Annotated in this window: 23 protein-coding genes; 5 read left to right on the forward strand and 18 right to left on the reverse strand. The window is 72.3% G+C overall.

What is annotated here, in order from left to right; translation table 11 throughout:
- Positions 1-61: 61 nt before the first annotated feature.
- The 9 genes from ACE3Q3_RS05495 to ccoN are packed head-to-tail and all read right to left on the reverse strand — an operon-like array spanning position 62 to position 8107.
- Positions 62-247: a hypothetical protein gene (locus ACE3Q3_RS05495; RefSeq protein ID WP_374443128.1), complete on the reverse strand. Its 186-nt coding sequence runs from the start codon at positions 245-247 to the stop codon at positions 62-64.
- Positions 211-450 carry a cbb3-type cytochrome oxidase assembly protein CcoS gene (ccoS, locus tag ACE3Q3_RS05500; RefSeq protein ID WP_374443131.1) on the reverse strand — a complete coding sequence of 80 codons (240 nt, stop codon included), beginning with the start codon at positions 448-450 and terminating at the stop codon, positions 211-213. The genes ACE3Q3_RS05495 and ccoS overlap by 37 nt, the downstream gene beginning before the upstream one ends.
- Entirely contained in the window at positions 447-2840 is a 2394-nt protein-coding gene (locus tag ACE3Q3_RS05505) for a heavy metal translocating P-type ATPase metal-binding domain-containing protein (protein WP_374443136.1), read from the reverse strand. The genes ccoS and ACE3Q3_RS05505 overlap by 4 nt, the downstream gene beginning before the upstream one ends.
- The gene (locus ACE3Q3_RS05510; protein ID WP_374443139.1) at positions 2837-3328 is read right to left on the reverse strand and encodes a FixH family protein; all 492 of its coding nucleotides are present in this window, start codon (positions 3326-3328) and stop codon (positions 2837-2839) included. Before ACE3Q3_RS05510 ends, ACE3Q3_RS05505 begins: the two co-directional genes overlap by 4 nt.
- 18 nt (positions 3329-3346) lie before the next feature.
- Positions 3347-4846 (reverse strand): cytochrome c oxidase accessory protein CcoG, encoded by a 1500-nt coding sequence (ccoG, locus tag ACE3Q3_RS05515; protein WP_374443146.1) that lies wholly within the window; start codon positions 4844-4846, stop codon positions 3347-3349.
- 15 nt (positions 4847-4861) lie between these two features.
- The gene (ccoP, locus tag ACE3Q3_RS05520) at positions 4862-5722 is read right to left on the reverse strand and encodes a cytochrome-c oxidase, cbb3-type subunit III (protein WP_374443149.1); all 861 of its coding nucleotides are present in this window, start codon (positions 5720-5722) and stop codon (positions 4862-4864) included.
- 28 nt (positions 5723-5750) lie between these two features.
- A complete protein-coding gene (locus ACE3Q3_RS05525; RefSeq protein WP_374443153.1) occupies positions 5751-5903 on the reverse strand; it encodes a cbb3-type cytochrome oxidase subunit 3 in 153 nt (50 codons plus the stop codon).
- 9 nt (positions 5904-5912) lie between these two features.
- The gene (gene ccoO, locus ACE3Q3_RS05530) at positions 5913-6638 is read right to left on the reverse strand and encodes a cytochrome-c oxidase, cbb3-type subunit II (RefSeq protein WP_374443156.1); all 726 of its coding nucleotides are present in this window, start codon (positions 6636-6638) and stop codon (positions 5913-5915) included.
- Between the two features lie 14 nt (positions 6639-6652).
- Positions 6653-8107, reverse strand: a complete 1455-nt coding sequence (ccoN, locus tag ACE3Q3_RS05535; RefSeq protein WP_374443208.1) for a cytochrome-c oxidase, cbb3-type subunit I — start codon at positions 8105-8107, stop codon at positions 6653-6655.
- Positions 8108-8285: 178 nt separating this feature from the next.
- Between ccoN and ACE3Q3_RS05540 the strand changes: the two genes are divergently transcribed.
- A complete protein-coding gene (locus tag ACE3Q3_RS05540; RefSeq protein ID WP_374443159.1) occupies positions 8286-9059 on the forward strand; it encodes a DUF2189 domain-containing protein in 774 nt (257 codons plus the stop codon).
- A gap of 21 nt (positions 9060-9080) precedes the next feature.
- Here ACE3Q3_RS05540 and ACE3Q3_RS05545 read toward each other — a convergent pair whose 3' ends face one another.
- Positions 9081-9818 (reverse strand): sulfite exporter TauE/SafE family protein, encoded by a 738-nt coding sequence (locus ACE3Q3_RS05545; protein WP_374443162.1) that lies wholly within the window; start codon positions 9816-9818, stop codon positions 9081-9083.
- Positions 9819-9985: 167 nt separating this feature from the next.
- Between ACE3Q3_RS05545 and ACE3Q3_RS05550 the strand changes: the two genes are divergently transcribed.
- Complete coding sequence (locus ACE3Q3_RS05550; protein WP_374443165.1) at positions 9986-11551, forward strand: alkaline phosphatase family protein; 1566 nt, start codon at positions 9986-9988, stop codon at positions 11549-11551.
- 23 nt (positions 11552-11574) lie between these two features.
- Complete coding sequence (locus ACE3Q3_RS05555) at positions 11575-12852, forward strand: lipopolysaccharide biosynthesis protein (RefSeq protein ID WP_374443168.1); 1278 nt, start codon at positions 11575-11577, stop codon at positions 12850-12852.
- Positions 12853-12856: 4 nt separating this feature from the next.
- Here ACE3Q3_RS05555 and ACE3Q3_RS05560 read toward each other — a convergent pair whose 3' ends face one another.
- The 5 genes from ACE3Q3_RS05560 to ACE3Q3_RS05580 form a co-directional block, all read right to left on the reverse strand.
- On the reverse strand, positions 12857-13885 hold the full coding sequence (locus ACE3Q3_RS05560; RefSeq protein ID WP_374443171.1) for a branched-chain amino acid ABC transporter permease: 1029 nt from the start codon (positions 13883-13885) through the stop codon (positions 12857-12859).
- A 5-nt stretch (positions 13886-13890) separates the two neighbouring features.
- Complete coding sequence (locus ACE3Q3_RS05565) at positions 13891-14766, reverse strand: branched-chain amino acid ABC transporter permease (RefSeq protein ID WP_374443174.1); 876 nt, start codon at positions 14764-14766, stop codon at positions 13891-13893.
- 9 nt (positions 14767-14775) lie between these two features.
- Positions 14776-15498, reverse strand: coding sequence for an ABC transporter ATP-binding protein (locus ACE3Q3_RS05570; RefSeq protein WP_374443177.1), 723 nt, complete (start codon positions 15496-15498; stop codon positions 14776-14778).
- The gene (locus ACE3Q3_RS05575; RefSeq protein ID WP_374443181.1) at positions 15473-16258 is read right to left on the reverse strand and encodes an ABC transporter ATP-binding protein; all 786 of its coding nucleotides are present in this window, start codon (positions 16256-16258) and stop codon (positions 15473-15475) included. The genes ACE3Q3_RS05570 and ACE3Q3_RS05575 overlap by 26 nt, the downstream gene beginning before the upstream one ends.
- A gap of 80 nt (positions 16259-16338) precedes the next feature.
- Complete coding sequence (locus tag ACE3Q3_RS05580) at positions 16339-17499, reverse strand: ABC transporter substrate-binding protein (RefSeq protein WP_374443184.1); 1161 nt, start codon at positions 17497-17499, stop codon at positions 16339-16341.
- 187 nt (positions 17500-17686) lie between these two features.
- On the opposite strand from ACE3Q3_RS05580, the gene ACE3Q3_RS05585 reads away from it, so the two are divergent.
- The gene (locus ACE3Q3_RS05585) at positions 17687-18088 is read left to right on the forward strand and encodes a GNAT family N-acetyltransferase (protein WP_374443187.1); all 402 of its coding nucleotides are present in this window, start codon (positions 17687-17689) and stop codon (positions 18086-18088) included.
- 19 nt (positions 18089-18107) lie between these two features.
- On the opposite strand, the gene ACE3Q3_RS05590 is transcribed toward ACE3Q3_RS05585, so the two are convergent.
- From ACE3Q3_RS05590 to ACE3Q3_RS05600, 3 genes are all read right to left on the reverse strand, one after another.
- Positions 18108-19175, reverse strand: coding sequence for an alkene reductase (locus tag ACE3Q3_RS05590; protein ID WP_374443190.1), 1068 nt, complete (start codon positions 19173-19175; stop codon positions 18108-18110).
- Positions 19176-19297: 122 nt separating this feature from the next.
- On the reverse strand, positions 19298-20119 hold the full coding sequence (locus tag ACE3Q3_RS05595; protein WP_374443193.1) for a 23S rRNA (adenine(2030)-N(6))-methyltransferase RlmJ: 822 nt from the start codon (positions 20117-20119) through the stop codon (positions 19298-19300).
- Between the two features lie 8 nt (positions 20120-20127).
- Positions 20128-20949, reverse strand: coding sequence for an NAD-dependent epimerase/dehydratase family protein (locus ACE3Q3_RS05600; RefSeq protein WP_374443198.1), 822 nt, complete (start codon positions 20947-20949; stop codon positions 20128-20130).
- A gap of 88 nt (positions 20950-21037) precedes the next feature.
- On the opposite strand from ACE3Q3_RS05600, the gene ACE3Q3_RS05605 reads away from it, so the two are divergent.
- Positions 21038-21265: hypothetical protein (locus ACE3Q3_RS05605; RefSeq protein WP_374443201.1), on the forward strand; the 228-nt coding region annotated here is incomplete at its 3' end.

Below are 21265 nucleotides of genomic sequence, written 5' to 3' on the forward strand. Positions count from 1 at the left end.
CTCCGGAAGGCGGAAGGGAAGCCGGGACGATATTGCGCCCGCCGCCCCGCGGCAACCCGCCTCAATCGCCGGTCGCGCGGTCGTACCAGCGCTTCAGCAGCCAGAAGTCGAAGGCGACGGCGAAGGCGGCGAAGACGAGGCCGACCACGTACATCTCCGGATCGTGGGCGCGCGAGGCGAGGACGAGGCCGACGAGGCCGAGGAGGCCGATCACGGCGCCGAGGGCGAAGGAGGCGACGGGGGACATGCGGGTTCTCCCGGGTTGGCCATGCCGGCGCGGCCGGCACGGGGGTGGGGGTGGGGACTGGACCGGTCGTCGTCGAAGAGGATGCGGGCCCCCTCGCCGTCGAGATCGTCGAACTGGCCGCTGCGCAGCGCCCAGAGGAAGGCGGCGAGGCCGAGGCCGCCGAGGCCGAGCGCGACCGGCACCAGGAAGAGGAGGCTGGTCATCGGCGGCCCCGCCGGAGGGCGTTGCCGATCACCAGGATCGACGAACTCGACATGGCGACGGCGGCGACGAGCGGGGTGACGTGGCCGAGGACGGCGAGCGGCACGGCGAGCGCGTTGTAGCCGATCGCCAGCACCAGGTTCTCGCGGATGCGGACGCCGGCGGTGGCGGCCGCATCGAGCGCGTCGGCGACCGGCGCTAGGCGACCGCCCTGGAAGACGAGGTCGGCCGCGCTCTGGCTGACGTCGGCCGCCGCCGCCGGTGCCATCGAGACATGGGCGGCGGCGAGCGCCGGCGCGTCGTTGAGCCCGTCGCCGACCATCAGCACCCGCTGCCCGGCCGCCGCCAGCGCGGCCAGCGCGGCGACCTTGCCCGCCGGATCGAGACCCGACTGCCATTCGCCGATGCCGGCCTCGGCCGCCGCCCGCGCGACGGCGGGGGCGCGGTCGCCCGACAGCAGGCGCACCGCCAGCCCGCGCTCGCGCAGGCGGCGGACGGTGTTGGCGGCGTCGGGGCGCAGCGCGTCCCGGAAGGCGAAGCGCACCGGGGCCCGGCCCGGGCGGACGAGGAAGAGTTCTGGGTCGGTCTCGAGCACCGCCTCGCCGACGCCGCAGAAGGCGCGGCTGCCGAGGCGCCATTCGCCGGCGGGGCCGGCCCAGGAGAGGCCCCGGCTCGGATGCTCGACAACGTCGGCGGCGGCGGCGACCGGCCGCCCGACCGCGGCGACCAGCGCCTGGGCGAGCGGGTGGCGGCTCGATGCCGCGAGCCCGGCCGCCGCCTCGAGGTCCGCCGGGCTGCGGCCGGCATCGGGCAGCAGGGCGGGGCGCCCCTCCGTCAGGGTGCCGGTCTTGTCGAAGACCACGGTGTCGACCTGGGCCAGGCGCTCCAGCGCCGTCGCCGACTTCAGCAGCACGCCGCGCCGCATCAGCCGGCCGCCGGTCACCACCTGCACGACCGGAACCGCGAGGCCCAGCGCGCACGGGCAGGTGATGATGAGGACGGCGACCGCGTGCATCATCGCCGTCTGCCAGGGTGCCGCCAGCAGGAGCCACCAGCCGAGGAAGGTGGCGAGCGCCGCGACATGCACGACCGGGGCGTAGATCCGGGCGACGCGGTCGGCGAGCGCGACCAGCCGGGCGCGGCCCTGCTCGGCGGCTTCCATCAGCCGGACGATCTCGGCCAGCAGCGTGCCCTCGCCCGACGCCGTCGTCACCAGCGTCAGCGGCGCGGTGAGATTGACGGTGCCGGCATGGACGAGGCTGCCGGGCCGCACCGCCACCGGCACCGATTCGCCGGAGACGAGCGCCGTGTCGACGTCGGACTGGCCGGCGGCGACCCGGCCGTCGACGCCGATGCGCTCGCCGGCGGCGACCAGGACGCGATCGCCCGGCCTGACCGCCTCGGGCACGCGGCGCTCCGTCGTGCCGTCCGGCCGCAGCAGGCTGACGGCGCGGGCGCCGAGGCCGAGCAGGTGCTGTGCCGCCGACCGCGCCCGGCCGCGGGCGCGCTGGTCGAGCCAGCGCCCGATCAGCAGGAAGAACAGCAGCGTCACTGCCGAATCGAAATAGGCGTGGGTGCCGGAATGGATGGTCTCGTAGAGGCTGGCCGCCGCCGCCAGGGTGACGCCGACCGCGATCGGCACGTCCATCGCCGAGCGCCCGGCCCGCAGCGCCCGCCACGCACCCTCGAAGAAGGTCAGGCCGGCATAGGCGATGGCCGGCAGCGCGATCGCCGCCGAGATCCAGTGCAGCAGGTCGCGGGTGGCGACGCCCATGCCACCGCCGGCCTCGCGGCCGACGAGGCCGGACCAGACGGCGACGGAGAGCAGCATCACGTTGGCGGCGGCGAAGCCCGCCACCGCCATGCTCTGCAGGAGCCGCCGCTCGGTCTGGGCGGCGGCGTCGGCCATGCGGCCGGGATCGTAGGGCGCCAGCGTGAAGCCGAGCCGCACCAGCGGCGCCAGCACGGCGTCGGCGAGCGCCGGCGGTCCCCGCCATTCGACCACCAGGCGCCGGGTCGTCATGTTGACCCGGGCGCGCAGGACGCGCGGGTCGCGCGCCAGGGTGCCCTCGATCAGCCAGACGCAGGCCGCGCAGTGCAGCCCGTCGACCATCAGGTGGACGCGCGAGCGGCCGCCCTCGATCGCCTCGGCATAGGCGGTGGCGTCGAGCGTCGCATCGGCGGCCGGCTTGAGCGGCGCCATCGCGGGGTCGAGCACGAAGCGGTCGTAGAAGCGATCGAGGCCGAGCCCTTCGATCGTCTGCCGGGCGGCGGCGCAGCCGGTGCAGCAGAACTCGCCGGCCGCACCCGCCGGCAGCGGCTGGCCGCAATGGCGGCACGCCGCCGCGGCGCCGGCGGCCGGAGCCGCCTCGCGGGCCGGTTCGGGAATCACTCGGCCATCACCCGCCGGCGGAGATGCAGCCGGCCGTCGGCGCGCCGGGCGTCGACCGTCACGTCCCACTGTCCCGGCCGCAGCCGTTCCAGGCGGGCGATCCAGCGGCCCGACCCGTCGCCGTCCGGGATCGTCTCGATGCGCGACTCCGGCTCCAGCGGCCGCTCCAGCCGCAGCGTCGGGCTGGCCTCCAGCGGCTGGCCGTCGGCGTCGCGGAGCGCGAGGTGCAGGATGCTGCCGCCGCCGGTCGTCTGCAGGCGGACCTCGGCGGTCCATCCCAGGCGGTCCTGCCGCGCCTGCGCCGCCAGGATCGTGTTGTAGGCGATCCCGCGCTCGTACGGCCGCTCGACCGTGACCCCCGAGAAGGTGCCGACGGCGAGCCGGATCATGACCGCGTTGACCGCGACCACCAGCAGCATGCCGCCGACGAAGATCCACGGAATCCAGGACCCGCGGCGCGCGGTGGAGGAAACGCGAAGGGTGGTCATGGTCGGGGGCCTCGGTCGTCAGGGCCGCGGGGCGAGGAAGACGGAGTCGCGGCGCGCCGTCTCGCCGGTCGACAGCCGGGTCGCGGTCAGCGTCACCGGGGTCGATTCCGGCAGCCGGACGCCGGCCGGGACCGACAGGAAGATGCGATAGGTCGCGACCGCGTCGGGATGGGCGGCCACCGTGTGATCGGATTCGTCGCTGCCGGCGATCGTCAGCCGGGCCTGCGGCAGCCCGTCGAAGGCCAGCCGGTAGCGTTCCTCGTCGCGGCTCTTGTTCAGGATCTTGAGGGTGTAGGCGTTGCGGATCGACCCGTCGGCGAGCACGACCCAGAGCGGGCTGCGGTCGCGGAGCGCCGACAGTTCGACCGTCGGCCGGAGGGCGAGCGCCGCGACCATGACGCTGCCGACGACCGCGATCAGGGCGAGGTAGATGACCACGCGCGGCCGCCACCAGCGGAAGCCGGCGGTGCGGCCGGCGGCCTTGGCGTCCTGGCGGGCCAGCGTGTCCCAGGTGATGAGCTGCGGCGGCCGGTCGACCTTGGCCATGACCCCGTCGCAGGCATCGACGCAGAGTCCGCAGCCGATGCATTCGAGCTGCTGCCCGTCGCGGATGTCGATGCCGGTCGGGCAGACGGCGATGCACTGGCCGCAGTCGATGCAGTCGCCGCGTCCCTCCCAGGAGGTGCCGGCCTTGTGCTTGCCGCGCGGGTCGCCGCGCCACTTCTGGTAGGTGACGATGACGCTGTGCTCGTCCAGCATCGCCGCCTGGAAGCGCGGCCATGGGCACATGTACGTGCACACCTGCTCGCGCGCCCAGCCGGCGAGGAGGTAGGTGGTGGTGGTGAAGAGCGCCACGAAGACGTAGACGCCGGCGTCGCCCTGGCCCATCAGGATCGGCCCGATCGAGCTCGGCGCATCGACGAAATAGAGGATCCAGGCGCCGCCCGTCGCCAGCGCGATCAGCAGCCAGATGGCGTGCTTGGCGGCCTTGCGGGCGAGCTTGCCGGCGCTCCAGGGCTGGCGGTCGAGGCGCATCCGGGCGTTGCGGTCGCCCTCGATCAGGCGCTCGACCAGCAGGTAGAGGTCGGTCCACACGGTCTGCGGGCAGGCATAGCCGCACCAGACGCGGCCGAGCAGGCTGGTCACCAGGAAGAGCGCGAGCGCCGCCAGCACCAGGAGGCCGGTGATGTAGTAGACCTCCTGCGGCCAGATCTCGATCCACAGGAAATAGGCCCGGCGGCCGGGCAGGTCGATCAGCACCGCCTGGTCGGGGGCGCCCGGGCCGCGGTCCCAGCGCAGCCACGGCACGAGGTAGTAGATCGCCAGGAACACCGTCAGCAGCACCCACTTGATGCGGCGGAACGGACCCGCGACCGACTTCGGGTAGACCTTGATCCGATGCGCGTAGAGCGGCGCCTCGGCGCGCTGGGATGCGACCGACGCGACCTCCGGCTCGCCGACCGTCGTCCCGTCCGCGGCGGCGGACGGGACGGGCTTGGCCTTGGGGAGGTGGTTCATGGCGACGAAGCGGGCCTAGCGCCCGCCGCCGAGCTGGTGGACGTAGAGCGTCAGCATGCGGATCGTCGCCTCGTCCAGCCGTCCCGTCCAGGCCGGCATGACGCCGCCGCGCGCGGCCTGGATGCTGCGCTCGATCGCGGCCTTGTCGCCGCCATAGAGCCAGATGCGGTCGGCGAGGCTGGGGGCGCCCAGCTCCTGGTTGCCGCGGCCGCCCTCGCCATGGCAGGCGACGCACTGCTCGGCGTAGACGGCGCGGCCGCGCTCGGCCGCCGCCGGCACCGTCGACCGGCCGGAGAGGGAGAGGACGTACTCCGCCGTGTCGGAGATCTGCGCCGGGGTCAGCAGCCCGTCGAGGCCGAAGCGCGGCATCTGCGACTGGCGGGTGTCCGCGTGCGCGCTGCGGACGCCGAAGGCCACGGTGCGCTGGATCGCGTCGAGATCGCCGCCCCAGATCCATTCGTCGTCGGCCAGCGACGGGAAGCCGCCCTTGGCGCCGGCGCCGCCGGCGCCGTGGCAGGGCGCGCAATTGTCGGCGAAGGCGGCGCGGCCGCCGGCGACCGCAAAGGACGCCAGCTCGGGCTGCCGGGCGATCTCGGCGACCGGGGTCGCGCGGATGCGGTCCAGCATCGGCTTCACCCGCGCATGTTCGGCCGCCATCCGCTCCTCCAGCTCCGCCCGCTGCGACCAGCCGAGCCAGCCGGTCACCCCGGGCAGGCTCGGGTAGAACACATAGTAGCCGAAGGACCAGACGATGCAGGCGTAGAAGACCCAGAGCCACCATTTCGGCAGGGGCGTGTTGAGCTCGCGGATACCGTCCCACTCGTGGCCGGTCGTCATGGTGCCGGAGACGGCATCCTTCTCGATCTTGGTCGGCATGGCTCGGAAGCCTTTCGGGAGAGGGGGATCAGCGCTCGTCGCGGAACGGGATGCGGCCGTGCTCTTCCAGCCGCCGGCGGTTGCCGGGCCACAGCGCCCAGGCGACGATGCCGACGAAGAGAAGCATGAACCACACGCTCCAGAGCGGCCGCAGGACGGCGAGAAGTTCGGTCGGGTCCATCGCCGGCTCCTACTGCTGCAGATCCTTGAGGGTGTAGTCGCTGAACTTGACCAGGGTGCCCAGCATCTGGAGATAGGCGACGAGCGCGTCCATCTCGGTCAGGCGCTTGGGGTCGCCGTCGAAATCGCCGACGACCGCCTTGGGATAGCGCTTCAGCAGCGCCGCCGTGTCCGCCTCGGGGTCGGCCTGGGCGCGCAGGTCCTGGGTGGCGGCGGCGATCATGTCGTCGCTGTAGGGCACGCCGACCGCCCGGTTGGTCGCCAGGTGCTGGGCGATGTCGCCCGCCCGCAGCGTCCGGTTCAGCAGGAATCCGTAGGGCGGCATGATCGATTCCGGCACGACGCTGCGCGGGTCGGCGAGATGGGCGACGTGCCACTCGTTCGAGTACTTGCCGCCGACGCGCGCCAGGTCCGGCCCGGTGCGCTTCGAGCCCCACTGGAACGGATGGTCGTACATGCTCTCGGCCGCGAGGCTGTAGTGCCCGTACCGCTCCGCCTCGTCGCGGAAGGAGCGGATCTGCTGGCTGTGGCAGACGTAGCAGCCCTCGCGGATGTAGATGTTGCGGCCGGCGAGCTCGAGCGGCGAGTAGGGGCGGACCCCCTCGACGCGCTCGATCGTCGACTCGACGGCGAACAACGGGATGATCTGCACGAGCCCGCCGATGGACACCGTGATCAGCGTCAGCACCATCAGCAGGATGACGTTCTTCTCGATCGTCGCGTGACGGAAGGCCATGGCGGCGTCCTCCCTCACTCGGCGGCGGCGGGATGGGCCGCCGCGACCGGCGCGCGCGCGGTCATCCAGAGGTTGTAGACCATGATGAGGGACCCCACGAGGAAGCAGAGGCCGCCCAGCGCCCGGATCAGGTAGAAGGGGTGCATGGCCGCCACGGTTTCGACGAACGCGTATTGCAGGAAGCCCAGCTCGTCATAGGCGCGCCACATCAGACCCTGCATGATCCCCGACACCCACATCGCGGTGATGTAGAGGACGATGCCGATGGTCGCGATCCAGTAGTGCCAGGAGACGAGCCGGACGGAATGGAGCTGCGGCCGCTTCCACAGCACCGGCACCAGGTAGTAGACGGCGCCGAAGACGATGAAGGCGACCCAGCCGAGGGCGCCCGAATGGACGTGGCCGATGGTCCAGTCGGTGTAGTGGCTGAGGGCGTTGACCGGCTTGATCGACATGACCGGGCCCTCGAACGTGCTCATGCCGTAGAAGGCGACGGCGGTGACCGAGAAGCGCAGCGCCGGGTCGGTGCGCAGCTTGTCCCAGGCGCCCGACAGCGTCATCAGGCCGTTGATCATGCCGCCCCAGGACGGCATCCACAGCATCACCGAGAAGGTCATGCCGAGCGTCTGCGCCCAGTCGGGCAGGGCGGTGTAGTGCAGGTGGTGCGGACCGGCCCAGATGTAGAGGAAGATCAGCGACCAGAAATGGACGATCGACAGCCGGTAGGAATAGACCGGCCGGTCGGCCTGCTTCGGGATGAAGTAGTACATCATCCCGAGGAAGCCGGCGGTCAGGAAGAAGCCGACGGCGTTGTGGCCGTACCACCACTGCACCATCGCGTCCTGGACGCCCGAGAAGACGATGTAGCTCTTCGTCCCGGTGAAGGAGACCGGCACCGCCAGGTTGTTGACGATGTGCAGCATCGCGATGGTGACGATGAAGGCGAGGTAGAACCAGTTGGCGACGTAGATGTGCGGCTCCTCGCGCCGCATCACCGTGCCGAGGAAGGCGACGAGGTAGGCGACCCAGACGATGGTCAGCCACAGGTCGACGTACCATTCCGGCTCGGCATACTCCTTCGACTGGGTGATCCCCATCAGGTAGCCGGTGGCCGCCAGCACGATGAAGAGCTGGTAGCCCCAGAACAGGAACCAGCCCATCAGGTCGCCGCCGAAGAGGCGTGCCCGGCAGGTCCGCTGGACGACGTGGATCGAGGTGCCGAGCAGCGCGTTGCCGCCGAAGGCGAAGATCGCGGCCGAGGTGTGGAGCGGGCGCAGCCGTCCGAACGTCGTCCATTCGAGGTCGAGGTTCAGGATCGGGAAGGCGAGCTGAAGCGCGATGAACACCCCGGCGGCGAAGGCCGCCACGCCCCAGAACATCGTCGCCACCACGAAGGCCCGGACGACGTCTTCGACCGGGCGGAAGGCCGCCCGCGCCGGCAGATCCTCCGGCTCCGCCACGCCGTCCATGGTCGCGATCGCACTCATGTCGAACTCCCTCCGCCCCGGCTCGAGACCGTGGCATTCTCGGCGACATGCGCAAGCGGACATTGATGTACGTCAAGGACGCGGGCCGGGCCTTCCGGCGACCGTGCCATGGCGGACGCGACGGAAAGTCGCGGTGTCCGGCAAGGGAGGAACAGACACCATGACCGACGCGGTGCCGGTCTTCGCCCAGCCCAGCCCCCTGGTCCGGCGCGTGCCGATCGATCGACCCTGGACCTGGCTCGCGGCCGGCTGGCGCGACCTGCGGTCGGCCGGCGGCGTCTCGCTCGCCTATGGCCTCGCCGTCATCCTGGCCAGCGCCGTGCTGCTGCTGGTGCTGGTCGCCGGTGGCCAGACGGCGTTGATCCTGCCGCTTTCGGGCGGCTTCCTGCTGGTGGCGCCGATCCTGGCGGCGGGACTGTACGAGACGAGCCGGCGCCTCGCCGCCGGTCTGCCGGTCTCGCTCGCCGCGGCGCTCGCCGGATGCCGGGCGAATGCCTCGCAGATCGGGCTGATGGGCGTGCTGCTGCTGCTGCTCCACCTCGCCTGGCTGCGGATCGCCTTCCTCCTCTTCGCGCTGCTGGTCGGGGATTCGCCGGCCGATCTCGATCGCCTCGTGACCGAGGTGCTGCTGACCCGGCGCGGCCTGCCGCTGCTCGTCGTCGGCACCGCCGTCGGCGGCGTGCTCGCCGCCCTGACCTTCGTCCTCTCGGCGGTCTCGATCCCGATGCTCCTCGACCGCGACGTCAACGTCTTCACCGCCATCGCCACCAGCTTCGTCGCGGTCCGGGAGAACCTGGCGACGATGGCGCTCTGGGCCGCGATCATCGCCGCCTGCACCGTCTTCGGGATCGCGACCCTGACGCTCGGACTGGCGATCGTCCTGCCGCTCCTCGGCCACGCGAGCTGGCACGCCTACCGCGACCTCGTGCGCTGAACGCGGCGGCGGGCGGCGGCCCTAGAAGGCGAGCTGCCGCCAGGCGATCCAGGCCAGGAAGAGGGCGTTGGCGAGGAAGAGGAGCGGGGCGATGCGGCGCATCGCCCCGGACCAGCGCCGTCCGAAGAAGCTGCCGAGCCAGCCGAGCCCGACGAGGGGGACCGTCGTGCCGGCGAGGAAGGCCGCCATCGCCAGCGCCCCGCCGCCGGCGCTGCCGGTTCCCGCGGCCGCCGCCAGCGCGCCATAGAGCAGCCCGCAGGGCAGGAACCCGAGCGCGAGGCCGAGCGCGTAGCCGCGCATGCCGCGCGGCTCGCCGAGGAAGGGCGCGACGCGGGCGACGATCCAGCCGGCGGCCGGCCCCGACGCCGCGGCCGGCAGCAGCCGGACCACCCGCTCGACCGCCCACAGCAGCATCAGCACCGCCGCCACCAGCAGCAGCCCCGTGGTCAGCAGGCGCGTCTCGGCGGCGAGCGCCGCGCGCCCGGCGAGTGCGCCGCCGAGGGTGCCGAGGAGGACGTAGGTCGTGCCGCGGCCGAGATGGTAGGGAACGAGCGCGGCACCCGCCAATCGCTGCAGCATGCCGTAGCGGCGGCCCTCGCCCGGCAGGTTGGCGGCGACCTGCGCCAGGACGAAGGGGCCGCACATGCCGACGCAGTGGCCGATCCCGCCGACCAGCCCGGCCAGCAGCATCGCCAGCGCGATGCCCAGCAGGTCGCCGGCCGCGAGCGCGGCCTGGAAGTCCGGTCCCGGGTGATGCATGGCGTCCGTCGCGGGGGATGGGAAGGCGGCCCGCATCCTGCCCTGACGGGGACCGCGGTGCCCATGATCCAGGTCAAGCCCGGCGGCGCTTGACGCCGGGCGGCCCGCGGGAGGAAAGCTCGACCCCTGGCGCCGGCAGACCCGAGCGCCGAGGGGGGAGAAGCGTCATGGCAGCCGTGCGGAACATCCTGTTCGTCATGTGCGATCAGCTGCGGGCCGACCATCTGGGCGTGGCCGGGCATCCGCACCTCGAGACGCCCAACCTCGATGCGCTCGCCCGCCGGGGCGTGCGCTTCGAGCGCGCCTACGTGCAGTCCGGCGTCTGCGGCCCGTCGCGCATGTCCTTCTATACCGGCCGCTACATGTTCTCCCACGGTGCCACCTGGAACCGGGTGCCGCTGTCGGTGCGCGAGCGCACCATCGGCGACCATCTCCGCCCGTCCGGCATGCGCGTCGCGCTCGCCGGCAAGACCCATGTCCTGCCGGACGCCGACGGGCTGCAGCGCTACGGCATCGAGGCCGGGTCGGCCCTGGACGCGCTTCTGCGCGAGGGCGGCTTCGAATCGCTCGACCGCTACGACGGGCACAGCCGGCCGGGCCGGGAGAGCGGCTATCCCGCCTTCCTCGCCGCCCATGGCTATGGCGGCGACGATCCCTGGAACGACTGGGTGATCTCGGCCGAGGCGCCGGACGGCCGCATCGTCAGCGGCTGGCAGATGCGCAATGCCCGCCTGGCGGCGCGCGTCGCCGAGGAGCATTCCGAGACCGCCTACATGACGGACCAGGCGATCCGCTTCGTCGCCGAGCAGGGCGAGCGGCCCTGGTTCCTCCATCTCAGCTACGTCAAGCCGCACTGGCCCTACATGGCGCCCGCTCCCTACCACGCGATGTACGGGCCGGAGGACTGCCTGCCGCTCAACCGCGCCGCGTCCGAGTTCGTCGAGCCGCATCCGGTCATCGCCGCCTACCGCGGCCACGAGGAGAGCCGGAACTTCGCCCGCGAGGAGGTGGCGCGGACCGTGCGGCCGACCTACATGGGCCTCGTCTCCCAGATCGACGCCCATGTCGGGCGGCTGCTGGCGGCGCTCCGGGCCGCCGGCCGGCTCGAGGACACGCTGATCGTCTTCACCGCCGACCATGGCGACTTCCTCGGCGACCACTGGCTCGGCGAGAAGGAGATCTTCCACGAGGAGGCGGTGCGGGTGCCGCTGCTCGTCGTCGACCCCGATCCCCGGGCGGACGCGACGCGCGGCCGGGTCGAGCGGCGGCTGGTCGAGGCGATCGACCTCCTGCCGACCTTCCTCGACGTCCTCGGCCTCGACCCCGCCACCCACCTCGTCGAAGGGCGGTCGCTGACGCCGCTCCTGCGCGGGCCGTCGCCCGCGACCTGGCGCGAGGCGGCCGTCAGCGAGCTCGACTACTCCTTCCGCCAGGCCCGGATCACCCTCGGCCGCGAGCCGGGCCAGTGCCGGGCCTGGATGGTGCGCACCGAGCGCTGGAAATACGTCGACTGGCTGGGCTTCCGGCCACAGCTCTTCGACCTCGCCGAGGACCCGCAGGAGCGGGTCGATCTCGGCACCTCGGGCGCCCATCGCGGCGTCCGCGCCGAGATGCGCGACCGCCTCTGGGAATGGGTCCGCGAGCGCAAGCTGCGCACCACCCTTGCCGACGCCGAGGTCCGGCGCCGCACCGCGCGCCACAAGGAGCACGGCATCTTCTTCGGCGTCTGGTAGGGCGTCCGGGAGGCCGCGCCGCCTTGCGCCACGTCCTGCTGTCCTTCGCCACCACGGGCGCCATCCAGCTCCTCGGGCTGGTCAATGCCGTGCTGCTCGCCCGTCTTCTCGGGCCCGAGGGGCGCGGCGAGCTGGCGCTCGTCCTGCTCTACCCGGTGCTGGCGCTGGGGCTGGCCGGGCTCGCCCTCAACGACGCCGTCGTCTACCGCGCCGCCCGCGCGCTGCCGCCGCGGCGGCTCGCGCCGCCGGCCCTCCTGCTGGCGCTGGGGATCGGCGCGGCGGTGGCGGCGGCAGGGGCGCTGGCCGCGCCGCTGCTGCTCGCCGGCCATGCCGACGGCGTCCGCCGGTCGGGCGCGCTCTATTTCCTGATGGTGCCGGCCGGCTTGGTCGCGCTCCATCTCGGCGCGGTCTTCCAGGGGCGGCTCGAATACGGCGTCTGGAACGCCGTGCGCGGCGCGACGACCCTGGCGACGGTAGCGGGCGTCGCCGGGCTGGCCCTCCTCGGGCTGGCCGAGGTCGAGGCCGTGACGCTCGCCTATCTCGGCGGCTTCTGCGCCTCCGCGGCACTGGCCCTGGCGCTGGCGCGCCGCCGCGGCTGGCTGCCGGCGCCGGTCGACCGGCACGAGCTGGGCCAGCTCCTGCGCTTCGCCCTGCCGCTGCAGGCGGGGGTGGTCGTGCAGCTCGTCAACGAGCGGCTCGACCAGCTCCTGATCGCCCGCCTGCTGACGCCGACCGACCTCGGCCTCTATGTCGCCGCCATGGCGATCGCCGCCATCCCGGCGATCCCGGCGGCGACGCTCGCCAACGTCGCCTACCCGCGGATCGCCGGGGTCGCCGAGGCGGCCGACCGCGGCCCGGTGGTCGAGCGCTACCTCCGGCTGGCAGTGGCGCTGGCCGGCCTCGTCGCCCTGGCGCTGCTGGCGCTCGGGCAGCCGCTGGTGACGGCGCTCTACGGTCCCGCCTTCGCGGCGGCGGTGCCGATCCTCGAATGGTACGCCGCCGGCGCGGTGGCGCTCGCCGCCCGTGCCGTGCTGGCGCAGGCGGTGAAGGCGGCCGGCCGGCCGGCGCTGGCGACCGCGGCCGAACTGGCCGGGCTCGCCGTCAACGTCGTCCTGCTGCTGCTGCTGCTGCCCAGGATCGGCGTCGTCGGCGCGGCGGTCGCCTATGCCGGGATGCAGGGGACGGCACTCGGCGTGCTGGCGGTGGCCGCCGTCCGCGTCGCGGGCTTCCGGCCGCTGCGCCTCCTGCGCGACACCCCGCGCGAGGTCGCCGACCAGGCGCGGCGCCTGGTCGGATGCTGATCGGTCAGCCCGGCCGCGGCGCGTCGTCGGAGGTCGCGAGCCGGACGCCGCGGCCGAAGCCGAAGCGCGGGCCGAGCCGGTCGAGCAGCGCCACCAGCCCGCGCGGCATGAACATCACCACGACGACGATGAGCGCGCCGTAGATCAGCATCCGGTACTCGCCGATCCCCCGCATCGCCTCGACGCCGATGGTCATCACGAAGGCGCCGATGATCGGTCCGGCGAGCGTGCCGACGCCGCCGATCAGCGTCATGCCGATGATCAGGATCATCAGGTCGAGGCCGAGCACCGAACTCGGCGTCAGCAGCAGGATGTAGTGGGCGTAGAAGGCGCCGAGCAACCCGACCGCGAAGGCGCTGGCCGAAAAGGCGAGCAGCTTGTAGCGGGTGAGGTTGATGCCGAGGCTCTCGGCCGCGTCCTGGGAGTCGCGGATGGCGACCAGCGCCAGTCCGATCGGCGACTTGACCAGCCGCACCGTGCCATAGACGGTGCCGAGGAAGAGCAGCGCCGCGAGGTAGTAGTAGGGCACCTTCTCGGCGGCGTTGAAGACGACCTCGCCGAGGCCGGGGATGGTGAAGCCGTCGAAGGCGGGAATGCCCCAGAGGCCCATCTCGCCCCGCGTCGTCTCGCGGAACACGGTCAGCAGCACGCGCACGATCTCGGCGAAGCCGAGCGTCACCATGGCGACGTGCGGCACCGAGCGGATGCGCAGCACCGGCAGGGCGACGACGAGGCCGGCGCAGGCGGCGACCAGCCCCGCCACCGGCGCCGTCAGCCACGGCGAGATGGCGAAGTCCTTGGCGACGAGGGCCGAGAAATAGGCCCCGATGCCGAAGAAGGCGTGGTGGCCGAAGGTCTTGAGGCCGGCGAAGCCGGTGGTCAGGTTCCAGGCGACGGCGAAGGCGCCGAACACCATCGACAGGATGACGAGGTGCAGGACGTAGGTGTCGCGCCAGACCAGCGGCAGGCCGAGCAGCGCCAGGACCAGGACGGCGACGGCGATCCGGCCCTGCGGGGCGAGGGGGGCGAACATGCCGGTCAGCGCTCCTTGACCCCGAAGAGGCCCCATGGCCGGACCCAGAGGAAGGCGATCATCATCCCGAAGGCGATGACGTCGCGCCATTCCGAGGAGGTCAGCGTGATGCCGACCGCCTCGACGATGCCGAGCAGGAAGCCGCCGGCGATCGCGCCGGGGAAGCTGCCGAGCCCGCCGAGGACGACCACGACGAAGGCCTTGATGATGAGCGGCAGGCCCATCCAGGGATTGACCGCGAAGACCGGGGCCAGCAGCGCCGCGGCGACGGCGGCCAGCGCCGCGCCCAGCGCGAAGGTCATGGTGTGGATGCGGGCGGCCGGCACGCCGACGACGGCGGCGGCCTCCGGGTCCTGGGCGGTGGCGCGCACCGCCCAGCCGAAGCGGGTGTAGCGCAGGACATAGGCCATCACCGCCATGACGGCGACCGCGACGGCGAAGATCAGCACCCGCTGCCAGGGCAGGCGGAAGTCGCCGACCTGCAGCAGCCCCTCGACGAAATAGGGCACGGACTGGAAGCGCTCGCCCCACAAGGCCAGCGCCAGGTTCTGCAGGAAGATCGAGACGCCGAGCGTCGCGGCGATGGTGCTGAAGGCCCAGCCCTCGCGCTTCAGCAGCACGCTGACCGTCAGGCGCTGGACGACGGCCGCGATCAGCGCGACGCCGGCGACCGCGATCGCCACCGCGGCCACCGGGTGCAGCCCCTGCTGGGCGAAGAGGAAGAACACGAAGAAGCCGCCCAGCATGTAGAACTCGCCATGCGCGAAGTTGAGGATGCGCATGGTGCCGTAGATGAGGGCGAGGCCGGCCCCCATGATCGCGTACATGGACCCGAGGATGATCCCGTTGACCAGCTGCTCGAGGAAGAGGGTGAGCGTCATGGCGGGCCCTCAGGTGCCGAGATAGACGCGCTTGACCATCTCGTGCTCGAGCATGGCGAGGCCCGAGCCTTCGAGGACGATGCGGCCGCTTTCCAGCAGGTAGCCGCGGTGCGCGTTGGAGAAGGAGAGGTGGACGTTCTGCTCGTTGAAGAGCACGGCGATCCCTTCGCCGTTGATGCGCCGGATGATCTCGATGATCTGGTCGACGATGCGCGGCGCGAGCCCGAGGAACGGCTCGTCCATCATGAGGAGGCGCGGGCCCGACATCAGGCCGCGGGCGATCGCCACCATCTGCTGCTCGCCGCCGCTCATCCGGCCGGCGAGCTGCCCGCGGCGCTCGCGCAGGATCGGGAACAGCTGCTCGACCCACTCCAGCCGCTCCTTCTCGCGGCTGCGCACGGCCGGATGGAAGGCGCCCATGCGGACGTTCTCCAGCACCGTCATCTGCGGGAAGAGGCGGCGGCGCTCCAGCACCAGCGACACGCCGAAGCCGGCCATGGCATGGGCCGGCAGGCCGCCGATCGGCCGCCCGTCGAGCGTGATCGTGCCGCCGGCCGAGCGCACCAGCCCGATGATCGCCTTCAGGATCGTGCTCTTTCCCGAACCGTTCGGGCCCATCACGGCGACGACCTCGCCAGCGCCGACCGTCAGCGACACGTCCCACAGCACCTGGACGTCGCCGTACTTCACGTCGAGCCCGCGCACCTCAAGCATGGCCGGGGCCTCGGGCATGGACGGTGCCTCCGGCACGGGTGGGGCCTCCGGCATGGGCGGAACCGAGATAGAGGTTGACGACGTCGGGATGGCTGGCGATCGCCTCGGGCGCGCCCTCGGCCAGCTTCTCGCCGCGGTTGAGGAACATCATGCGGTCCGAGAGGCGCATGATGACGCGCATGTTGTGCTCGACCAGGACCAGCGTGACGCCGGTCTCGCGCAGCTTCGCCACGAGGTCGATCAGACCCGGGATGCTCGCCTGGTCGACGCCGCCCGTGACCTCGTCGAGCAGCAGCAGGCGCGGCCGCGTCGCCATCGCGCGCGCCAGTTCCAGGCGCTTGCGCTGGCCGGTCGACAGTTCCTTGGCGAGCGCGTGGCGCTTGTGGGCGAGCCCGACCATGTCGACGAACGGTCCTGCGGCCTCGCGCATCTCGGCCAGGGTGCGATGGCGGACGATGCCGGCGGCCATCACGTTCTCCTCGACCGTCAGTTCGGCGAAGGGCTGGGTGATCTGGAAGGTGCGGGCGATCCCGAGGCGCGAGCGCTGGTCGGGCCGGAGCCCGGTGACGTCGCGACCCTCGAAGCGGATGCGGCCGCTGGTCGGCCGCAGCGCGCCCGCGATCAGGTTGAAGAGCGTCGTCTTGCCGGCCCCGTTGGGGCCGAGCAGCCCGAACACCTCGCCGCGGCGCACGCGGAAGCTGACGTCGTTGACCGCGACCAGTCCGCCGAAGCGGATGCCGAGCCCCTCGACCGCCAGGATGTCCTCGCCTGTCGTCATGATCCTGTCGGATTGGAGCAAGATGGAGGCCACCCCCGGGGCGGTTCGGGTCCCCGGGGGGTGGCGGTGCATGGTGGGTGCTACTGCGGCTTGTACTGGGTGGTGGCGACCGAGGACGGCCAGATGGCGCGCTGCGTGCCGCCCTGGATCTGCGCCGCCGGCACCGCGAAATAGTCCGCTCCGACCTTGGGCGAGTGGTTGTCGAGATTGAAGACCCAGCGCCCGAGCGTGCACTTGTAGTCGGTCTTGGCGAAGGCCTCGTTCATCTTCTTCACCTCGGTCGACCCGGCGCGCTTGATGACGTCGAAGAGAACGGCGCCGTTGCAGTAGCCGAAGGCGTGGTCGCCCGACGGGGCGACGCCGAGGAAGGGCTGCATCTTGTCCGACAGCGTCTTGTGGTCCTTGTTGTTCTCGGGGTCGAAGAGCAGCGGCGAGTAGACGATGTTCTCGGCCGCGGCCCCCGCGCCGGCCACGAACTCGCGCAGCGTCGGGTAGAAGATGGCGAAGTGGAAGGGCTTCACCCCCTGTTCCTTCATCTGCTTGACCAGCGCCGCGCCGGCGTTCGGCGAGGTGAAGATGCTGATGAGGACGTCGGGCGGGCTGGCGCGCAGCTTGGAGAGCTGCGGGAAGAAGTCGGCATTGCCGATCGGCACCAGCTCCTGGCCGGTCATCTTCCAGCCCGCCGGCTCGAACAGCTTGCGCATGAACTCGATGTTGGACTTCGAGTAGTCGGTCTCCTCGGCGATGAAGCCGAACGTCTTGTTCGGCGCCTTCACCTTGCCTTCCTTGATGAGCCATTCGGTCGTCTGGAAGGTGGTGTCGGCGTAGGCGTCGCTGTTGAAGGAGAATTTCCAGTAGTTCCCGTACTTCTTCGGGTCGGAAGCGATCTTCTTGGCGATCTCCTGGCTGACCGGCTGGCCGGTGAAGAAGATCTTGGGGAAGGCCGGCGCCAGCTCCATGATCGCCAGCGTGACGTGGCTGTGGAACAGCTCGCCGACCAGGATGTCGACATTGTCGCGGGTCAGCAGCTTCTGCGCGGCGCTGACCCCGACCTCCGGCCGGGACTGCGAATCCTCGAAGATCAGCTCGACCTTCTTGGCCTTGCCGTCGACGGTGATGCCACCGGCGTCGTTGACCTCCTTGGCGGCGAACTCCCAGGACTTGCGCATCGCCACGCCGGAGGCCGCCGCCGGCCCCGACAGCGGCCCGATGGCGCCGATCTTGATGGTATTCTGGGCCACCGACGGCGTGGCGACCCCTACGGACAAGACCGCCGCCGCGGCGGCGATGGATGCGACGAGACGCATGACGCGGACCCCCGATGCGAAAACTCCCGGGCCGATTTGCGCACGACGCGCACCTCCGGTGCAAGGGTCCTGGCGCATCCGCCGGCCGCGACCGGCGGAGTGGCGCCGGCTCTCGGACCTGGTGCTGCGATCGAAGGCACATTGGGGCTATTCGCCGGCCTTCCTGGCGCATTTCGCGCCCGGGCTGGTGGTGCGGCCCGCCGTGCTGGCGCACGGCGACTGCGTGGTCGCAGCCCGCGGCCGGCACCTTTACGGCTATGCCATGCGCCGTCGGGCGCGGCTCGCGGATCTCTTCGTCGCGCCCGAGGCGATGGGGCGCGGCGTCGGCGGGGCGCTGCTCGCCCGCCTGCGCCGCCACGCGCGGGCCGCCGGGCAGCGGACGCTGACCCTCGAGGCGGACCCCTTTGCCGCGGGCTTCTATCGCCGTTGCGGCGCGCGGGTGGTCGGCTGGAGCCGCTCGCCCTGGCCGGGCGAGCCGGGGCGGCGGTTGCCGCGGATGCGGCTGGCGACCGGGCGGCGCTGAGGCCGCCCGGTCCGCGCGGCTATTCGGCCGCCTCGGCGAGGGCCGGATAGTCGGTGTAGCCGGCCGGACCCGGAGCGTAGAAGGTGCCGGTGTCCCACTCGTTGAGGGGCGCGCCGAGTGCCAGTCGCCGCGGCAGGTCGGGGTTGGCGATGAAGAGCTTGCCGAAGGCGACGGCGTCGGCCTCGCCGGCCGCCAGCACGGCCTCGGCGCTGTCGCCGGTGAAGCCCTCGTTGGCGATGTAGACGCCGCCGAACGCGGCCTTGAGGGCCGGCCCCAGGCGCGGCGCCGCCAGCTTCTCGCGGGCGCAGAGGAAGGCGATCTGCCGCCGGCCGAGTTCGCGGGCGACGTAGCCGAAGGTGGCGCCGAGGTCGCTGTCGCCCATGTCGTGGGAGTCGGCGCGCGGCGCGAGATGCATGCCGACCCGCCCGGCGCCCCAGACGGAGACGACGGCGTCCGTCACCTCCAGCATCAGGCGCGCGCGGTTCTCGACCGCGCCGCCATAGGCGTCGGTGCGCCGGTTGGTGCCGTCCTGCAGGAACTGGTCGAGGAGGTAGCCGTTGGCGCCGTGGATCTCGACGCCGTCGAAGCCCGCCCGGAGCGCGTTCTCCGCGCCGTGGCGGAAGGCGGCCACGACCCCCGGGATCTCGTCCGTCTCCAGCGCCCGCGGCGTGACGTAGGGCCGCTGCGGCCGCAGCAGGCTGACATGTCCCTTGGCTGCGATGGCGCTCGGCGCCACCGGCAGGGCGCCGTCGAGGTGGCTCGGGTCGGAGATGCGCCCGACATGCCAGAGCTGCAGCAGCATGGTGCCGCCGGCGGCATGGACGGCGTCGGTGATCCGGCGCCAGCCCGCGACCTGGGCGTCGGACCAGATGCCGGGGGTGCGCGGATAGCCTACGCCCATCGGCGTCACCGAGGTCGCCTCGCTCAGGATCATCCCGGCGGACGCGCGCTGGACGTAGTAGTCGCGCATCAGGTCGTTCGGCACCCGGCCGGGTTCGCTCGCCCGGGTGCGGGTGAGCGGCGCCATGACGACGCGGTTGGCGAGGCGGAGGTCGCCGACCGTGATCGGATCGAGGAGATGCGGCATGGATCGGACCCTGCGGAAAGGGAAGGTTCCGCGGTGACCTGGGGCCGCTGCTGCGGTGCAGCAAGCGGAGCCGGACGGCATGGCTGCCATGCGTCGCGCGGGACGCTGGCCCGAAAGGGCCGTCAGGCCGGAGGCGGCGGCCGGCGGACGGCGCAGGAGGCGGGCGGGCCGAAGATGCGGGCGAGGGCGGCGCCGACGCGGCCGATCTCCTGGTCGAACTGCCAGGGCGGGTTGACGACGAGGAGGCCGCCGCCGGCCAGCCGCAGCCCGTCCGGCGGATGGCGCAGGAACTCGGCCTGGAGGCAGTCGTCGATCCCGGCCGCCTGGAGATGGTGCAGGATCGCGCGGCCGGTGCCGTCCGCCTTGACCGGATACCAGACGGCATAGATGCCGGTCGCCCACTTGCGCCAGCCGGCGGCGACGGCGCGGCCGACGCGATCGGCCTCGTCGCGCTCCTCGTAGGGCGGGTCGACCAGCACCAGCCCGCGCCGCTCGGGCGGCGGCACCAGGGCCGGCAGCGCCTCGTAGCCGTCGCGGCGGTGAACGGCGACGCGGCCGTCGCGGCGGAAGTTGGCGGCGAGGGCGCCGGCGTCCTCCGGGTGCAGTTCGCAGACGGCGAGCCGGTCGCCGTCGCGCAGCAGCCCGGCTGCGATCGCCGGCGAGCCAGGGTAGCGGCCGCTGTCGACAAGCGGCCGCACCCGGTCGAGATAGGGTGCCAGGTCCGGCTCGGGCGCCGCCGCCAGCACCCGCCCGATCCCGTCGGCGGCCTCGCCGGTCCGTTCCGCCTCCGGCGCGGCCAGATCGTAGAGGCCGGTGCCGCCATGGGTGTCGAGGACGAAGAAGGGCTTGGCCTTGCGGCGCAGGTGCTCCAGCAGCAGGACCAGCGCGGCGTGCTTGAAGACGTCGATATGGTTCCCGGCGTGGTAGGCGTGGCGATAGTTCATGCGGGCCGTCAGTCGATGCGGCCGGGATCGCCGTCGAACTCGACGACGCAGGTCGGCCCGCCGTGGAAGAGGAGCGCCACGGGATGCTCGGGCGGGGCGTTGGTCATCAGGTCGTCGGCCCAGGCCTCGGCGTCGTCCTCCGGCCGGTAGCCGACGAGGTCGGCGGCGTGCGTCCACCAGGTCGCCCGGGTGTTGGCGGAGACCCCGTAGAGGGTGATGTAGTGGAAGTCGGGGGCCTCGATCGCGGCCGCGACCAGCCGCACCATGTCGCCCGGCGAGATCCAGGTCATCAGCTGGCGGCGGTCGCGCGGGCGTTCCTGGAAGGAACCGATGCGCAGGCTCGCCACCTGCATCCCGTGCTTGTCGGCATAGAGCCGGCCGACCGCCTCGCCGAAGACCTTGGTCACGCCGTAGCGGCTGTCGGGCCGCGGCACGTCGTGCTCGTCGAGCGGGCGGGCGCGGCGATGGAAGCCGACGGCGTGGTTCGAACTGGCGAAGATCACCCGGCGGACGCCGGCGCGCCGCGCCGCCTCGAAGACGTTGTAGGTGCCGGAGATGTTGGCGGGCAGCAGGCGGTCCCATGCGTCCTCGTCCGGCACGGCGGCGAGATGGACGATGACGTCGATCCCGGCGACGGCGCGCTCGACCGACGCCATGTCGGCGACGTCGCAGACCACCACCTCCTCGCCGCGGTCCACCTCGTCCTGGGCGGCGATGTCCGCCAGCCGCAGCACCGCATAGCGCCCCGCCAGCCCGTCGCGCAGCGTGCGGCCGATGCGCCCGGCGGCGCCGGTGACGAGAACGCGGAGGGTCGCGTTGGGGTGGGGCATCGCAGGTTCCTTCCGGGCAGGTCTCGAAGGCCGGCCACACTATGCGATAGTCCGGGTCCCTTCCAGGAAGGTGCAAGCGGAGTCCTCCATGACCGACGAAGCGATCCAGCGCGGCATCGACAATCTGACCAAGACGTTCGGGCGGGTGCCCGACACCTTCCGGGTGATGCTGGAGCACGCGCCCGACGCCTTCGCCGGCTACACCACCATGCGCGCCTTCGTCATGCGCGACCGCCACGAGGGCGCCGCGCTCGATCTCCGGACCAAGGAGTTCATCTTCGTCCTGCTCGACGTCGCCGGCGGCAACCTCGTCGGC

This window comes from Allostella sp. (assembly GCF_041913585.1).
Lineage (GTDB): Bacteria > Pseudomonadota > Alphaproteobacteria > ATCC43930 > Allostellaceae > Allostella.